This is a genomic window from Donghicola sp. XS_ASV15 (assembly GCF_041224595.1).
GTDB lineage: Bacteria > Pseudomonadota > Alphaproteobacteria > Rhodobacterales > Rhodobacteraceae > Donghicola.
Window position 1 is genome coordinate 1 of the sequence record NZ_JBGFGN010000068.1, and the last position, 491, is coordinate 491.

At 62.7% G+C, this 491-nt stretch carries 1 pseudogene; it reads right to left on the minus strand.

The window, feature by feature from the left end:
* Positions 1–140: 140 nt before the first annotated feature.
* Positions 141–359, minus strand: a pseudogene (locus tag AB9K37_RS01590) (recombinase family protein); the annotation flags it as partial.
* Positions 360–491: the final 132 nt, after the last annotated feature.

Below are 491 nucleotides of genomic sequence, written 5' to 3' on the forward strand. Positions count from 1 at the left end.
TCGACTGTCCGCCAAACCTCCTCGCCCACATCTCACCTTTGGGGTGGGCACATATCGTGCTCACTGGCGAATATCGATGGAGGATAAGCACCAACCAAGCCGCTTAAAGGGGGATTCCGCACTCAGCCGCACTCGACCCCAATAATGGCGGGCAGGCGATCGTCCGTTTCGCGGCGCCCGGCGCGGGCCAGCACCTCGGTAGGCAGGAAGCCGTCGCGGACATAGGCCTTCACAGCGCGCAAGAGACGGCTTTGGGTCCAGCGACGCGCCTCGGGCAGGGGGCCGTTGATGATGCGCACAACGTCTTCCCAGGCCAAGTCGGGGCGCAACCGGCGCACATGTGGCACCCAGGGGTCTGCTCCGGCTGAGTGCAGAATGACACCCTAAGACCGGAGATCACCTGGTTTTCCACCTGTATTCGCCTGTGAGCAGGATATGCGCCCATCCGAGGGGCGAGATATGCGCCAGAAGGTCTGACGAACAGTCGAGAC